The following is a 4,374-nucleotide window of genomic DNA, read 5'->3' as shown; positions in this document are numbered from 1 at the left end:
ACCTGAATATCGACACGCCTTAAATCCAGCACCGCGCACCTGCTTTTAAGTGAAAAACATCCGATGGCAACCGAACGTTACAATCCGCGCACGTCAGAGCCCAAATGGCAGAAGGCCTGGGCCGAAAAGAAGCTGTTCGAGGCCCGCAACGACGACCCGAAGCCGAAATACTACGTGCTCGAGATGTTCCCCTATCCGTCGGGCAAGATCCATATCGGCCACACCCGCAACTACACGATGGGCGACGTGGTGGCGCGCTATAAGCGCGCCAAGGGTTTTAACGTGCTGCACCCGATGGGCTGGGACGCGTTCGGCATGCCGGCCGAAAACGCCGCCATGCAGAACAAGGTCCACCCCAAGGACTGGACCTACGAAAACATCGCGGTCATGCGCGAGCAGCTCAAGATGATGGGCCTGTCGCTTGACTGGGCGCGCGAGTTCGCCACCTGCGACGTCGACTATTACCACCGCCAGCAGATGCTGTTCCTCGACTTCGTCGAGAAGGGGCTGGTGACGCGCAAATCCTCCAAGGTCAACTGGGACCCGGAGGACATGACGGTGCTCGCCAACGAGCAGGTCATCGACGGCCGCGGCTGGCGCTCGGGCGCGCTGGTCGAGCAGCGCGAGCTGACGCAATGGTTCTTCAAGATCACCGACTTCGCGCAGGACCTGCTGGACTCGCTCAACGGACTCGCGGACTGGCCGGAAAAGGTCAAGCTGATGCAGCACAACTGGATCGGCCGCTCGGAAGGGCTGCTGATCCGCTGGCCGCTGGCAAAGCCTGCCGGCGACACACATGAGCTGGAAGTCTACACGACAAGGCCGGACACCATCTTCGGCGCCTCCTTCATGGCGGTCGCCGCCGACCATCCGCTGGCGAGAAAAGCCGCCGAGGACAATGTCGAGCTGGCGAAGTTCATCGACGAGGTCCGCCACATGGGCACCTCGGTGGCGGCGCTCGAGACGGCCGAGAAGAAGGGTTTCGACACCGGCATCCGCGTCGTCCATCCGTTCGACGAGAACTGGACGCTGCCGGTCTATGTCGCCAATTTCGTGCTGATGGAATACGGCACCGGCGCCATTTTCGGCTGCCCGTCGGGCGACCAGCGCGACCTCGACTTCGCCAACAAATACGGCCTGCCGGTGATTCCGGTGGTGATGCCGGAAGGCGAGAACCAGGGAAGCTTCCAGATCATCGAGGAGGCTTATGACGGCGACGGCGTGATGATCAATTCGCGCTTCCTAGACGGCATGAAGCCCGAGAGGGCTTTCGATGAAGTGGCAAAGCTCCTGGAGCAGAAAAGCATCGGCGGCCGGCCGATGGCGGAGCGCAAGGTGAATTTCCGCCTGCGCGACTGGGGCATTTCGCGCCAGCGCTACTGGGGCTGCCCGATCCCGATGATCCATTGCGAGGCCTGCGGCGTGGTGCCGGTGCCGAAGGCCGACCTGCCGGTGAAGCTGCCCGACGACATCGAGTTCGACCGCCCGGGCAACCCGCTCGACCGTCATCCGACCTGGCGGCATGTGAAATGCCCGCAATGCGGCCGCGATGCGCGGCGCGAGACCGACACGATGGACACCTTCGTCGATTCGTCCTGGTATTTCGCACGCTTCACCGCGCCGTGGGCAAACGAGCCGACCGAGCCGAAAGCGGCCGACGAATGGCTGGCGGTCGACCAGTATATCGGCGGCATCGAGCACGCGATCCTGCATCTGCTCTATTCGCGCTTCTTCACCCGCGCCATGCGCGAGACCGGTCACCTTAATCTGACCGAGCCGTTCAAGGGGCTGTTCACGCAGGGCATGGTGGTTCACGAGACCTACCGCGTCGGCGGCCCGTCCAACAATGGGCGCTGGCTATCGCCGAGCGAGGTCAGGCTCGAGGACGTCGACGGCAAGCGCCGCGCCGTCGAGATCGCCACCGGCGAGGAGGCGACGGTCGGCGCGCTGGAGAAAATGTCGAAGTCGAAGAAGAACACGGTGAGCCCGGAAGAGATCACCGACGGCTACGGCGCCGACACGGCACGCTGGTTCATGCTGTCGGACTCGCCGCCGGAGCGCGACGTCGAATGGACCGACGAGGGTGCGGCCGGCGCGCACCGCTTCGTGCAGCGCATCTGGCGCCTGGTGCAGATCGCGGCCGAGCAGCTGCCCGGCGTGAAGCCGGCGGCGGCGAAAGATGGCGATGCGGGCGCCGTTTCCAAGGCCGCGCACAAGATCCTGAAGGCGGTCGGCGAGGACATCGAGAAGCTCGGCTTCAACCGTGCGATCGCCCGCATCTACGAGCTCGCCAATGCGCTGGCCGCGCCGCTCGCCGACGTTGCCGAAGGCAAGGCCGACGACGCGCTGAAGGGCGCCTGCCGCGAGGCGGTGGAAATCCTGGTGCACATCATTGCGCCGGTGATGCCGCATCTGGCGGAGGAATGCTGGCAGGAGCTGGGCGGCGCCGAAATGGTCGCCGAGCGGCCCTGGCCGGTCTACGACCCGGCGCTCGTCGTCGACAATGAGATCGTGCTGCCGGTGCAGGTCAACGGCAAGAAGCGCGGGGATTTGACAATTGCTCGCGACGCGGATCAAGGTGCCGTCGAAAAAGCGGTGCTGGCTCTCGACTTCGTGCAAAAAGCACTGGAAGGTAAGGCTCCGCGCAAGGTGATCATCGTGCCGCAGAGGATCGTCAATGTCGTTGCCTGATCCGGTGAAGTCAGATGCGGTCCGCCTGCGCGGCCGCTTGGCGCTCTGCGGCATGGTCGCCGCGCTGGCGCTGGTCTCGGCCTGCACCGTGCGGCCGCTCTATTCCAGCCAGCCGCTGTCGTCCGGATCGCTCAGCGCCTCCGCCGAGCTCGGTTCGATCGCGATCAAGCCGGTCAATACCCGCTACGCGCAGCAGGTGCGCAACAATCTGATCTTCGCCTTCGGGCAAGGCTCGGGCGAGCCGGCCGCGCCGGCCTACACGCTCGATCTCGGCGTCACCGAGCTCGTCGAATCGGCGGCCATCGTGCAGGTGCAGACCCAGGAAGACGAGCCGACGGCGGGCACGGTCACGCTGACCGCCAACTACGTGCTCAGGGACACCGCGACCAACACGGTGATTGCCGTCGGCAAGCGCTCTATCCCCTCGTCCTTCGACCGGCCACGCCAGGAATTCGCGGCTTACCGCGCACAGATCGACGCCGAGAACCGCGCCGCGCGCGAGCTTGCCGATCTGCTGCGCCTGTCGATCGCGCAGGATCTAGCCAAGCATGGCAAGAAAGCCTGAGCTGTGCCGATATTCAGGTGAGGCCGGCCTGCGAACGGCGGCTCCCTGCGCTTCCGGTGCTCACGTACTTCAGTACGCTCCGCTCCGGTTCTCGGAAGCCACCGTCCTCGGCGCGGCCTGACCTGAATCTCGACACACCTTGGCGCACCGTTTGAAACTAAAAAGGCCGGTCACCCGGCCTTTCAGGTTTCACGGGAGCCGGCGTCAGCCGATCTTCTGGCCGGTCTTGGCCCAGTCGGCGAGGAAGGCGGCGAGGCCCTTGTCGGTCAGCGGGTGATTGACCAGCGCCTTCAGCGTCGCCGGCGGCGCGGTCACGATATCGGCGCCGATCAGCGCGGCCTGCTTGACGTGGTTCACCGTGCGCACCGAGGCGGTCAGGATCTCGGTCTTGAAATCGTAGTTTTCGTAGATCTGCTTGATTTCCGAGATCAGCTCCATGCCGTCCGAGCCGGTGTCGTCGATGCGGCCGACGAAAGGCGAGATGAAGGAGGCGCCGGCCTTGGCGGCCAGCAACGCCTGGTTGGCCGAGAAGCAGAGCGTCACGTTGACCATGCGGTCCATCTCGGTGCGGATGGTCTTGCAGGCCTTCAGGCCGTCGAGCGTCAGCGGCACCTTGATGGCGATATTCGGCGCAATCTTGGCCAGCACCTTGGCTTCCGCCATCATGTCCTTGTACTCGGTCGCCACGACCTCGGACGAAACCGGACCTTCGACGATGTCGCAGATCTGCTTGGTGACCTCGATGATCTTGCCACCCGATTTCAGGATCAGCGAGGGGTTGGTGGTGACGCCGTCGAGCAGCCCCAGATCGTTGAGTTCCTTGATTTCCTTGATGTCAGCGGTGTCGACAAAAAATTTCATGGCGGTCTCCTTGGGGATTGCCGGGCGCCAGCCAGGCAGATGCGAGGGTCCCCTTTGATCTAGACCAAAGTCAGGGCAAGGTCACGCCTGATGATGGAAGATTCGCCCTTTGTCGCAGCCGCGCCCGTGCTGGTGCCGATGCCGGCCGAGCGGCCCTACACCTATGCCGTGCCGCCCGGCATGCGCGTGGTGCCGGGCTCGATCGTGCGCGTGCCGCTCGGGCCGCGCCAGGTCGCGGGAATCGTCTGGGACGGCGC

General features: G+C 64.5%; 4 protein-coding genes. 3 read left to right on the top strand and 1 reads right to left on the bottom strand.

The features are described from left to right. Positions 1–63 precede the first annotated feature (63 nt). A complete protein-coding gene (gene leuS, locus FJ980_RS29270; protein ID WP_140547113.1) occupies positions 64–2,691 on the top strand; it encodes a leucine--tRNA ligase in 2,628 nt (875 codons plus the stop codon). Beyond that, a complete protein-coding gene (gene lptE / locus FJ980_RS29265; RefSeq protein ID WP_140547112.1) occupies positions 2,678–3,256 on the top strand; it encodes an LPS assembly lipoprotein LptE in 579 nt (192 codons plus the stop codon). Before leuS ends, lptE begins: the two co-directional genes overlap by 14 nt. Positions 3,257–3,460: 204 nt before the next feature. On the opposite strand, the gene fsa is transcribed toward lptE, so the two are convergent. Beyond that, on the bottom strand, positions 3,461–4,117 hold the full coding sequence (gene fsa / locus FJ980_RS29260; RefSeq protein ID WP_140547111.1) for a fructose-6-phosphate aldolase: 657 nt from the start codon (positions 4,115–4,117) through the stop codon (positions 3,461–3,463). A 90-nt stretch (positions 4,118–4,207) separates the two neighbouring features. On the opposite strand from fsa, the gene FJ980_RS34855 reads away from it, so the two are divergent. Next, on the top strand, positions 4,208–4,374 hold a 167-nt coding region (locus FJ980_RS34855), incomplete at its 3' end, for a hypothetical protein (protein WP_181181334.1).

It is taken from the genome of Mesorhizobium sp. B1-1-5, assembly GCF_006443065.1.
Lineage (GTDB): Bacteria > Pseudomonadota > Alphaproteobacteria > Rhizobiales > Rhizobiaceae > Mesorhizobium.
Note: the sequence above shows the minus strand (reverse complement) of the source record. Positions and strands in the feature narration are given on the sequence as shown.